At 51.7% G+C, this 431-nt stretch carries 1 pseudogene; it reads left to right on the top strand.

The features are described from left to right. Positions 1-431: pseudogene (locus ACTHTY_RS12210) on the top strand (electron transfer flavoprotein-ubiquinone oxidoreductase); the annotation flags it as partial.

Here is a 431-nt window from a genome sequence, read left to right as displayed (position 1 = left end):
CTACGGCGGCTCGTTTAGTTATCATTTTGACGAAAACAAAGTCGCTGTTGGCTTTGTGGTCGGCTTGGATGATCAAAACCCTTATCTGTCGCCGTTTGAAGAGTTCCAACGTTTCAAAACCCATCCTGAAATCCGCAAAACCTTTGAAGGTGGCCGCCGTATCGCGGATGGCGCGCGTTCGCTGATTGAAGGCGGTTTGCAAAGCCTGCCGAAACTCTCGTTTAAAGGTGGCGTTTTGGTCGGCGATGCCGCAGGTTTCCTGAATATGCCACGCATCGAAGGCATCCATACGGCCAGGAAATCCGCCATGCTTGCCGCAGAAGCCGTGTTCCCTTTCTTTGAAAACCTCTAAGGAGTGTAAAGCTTCGACAGCGGCGAAGAAGCGGCCGAGTATCAGAAACGCTTTGAACAAAGCTGGCGGTATCAAGAGC

This window comes from Neisseria sp. P0019.S002 (assembly GCF_051957155.1).
In the GTDB taxonomy this organism is placed as follows: domain Bacteria; phylum Pseudomonadota; class Gammaproteobacteria; order Burkholderiales; family Neisseriaceae; genus Neisseria; species Neisseria perflava.
This window is presented reverse-complemented; position numbering and strand designations above follow the sequence as displayed.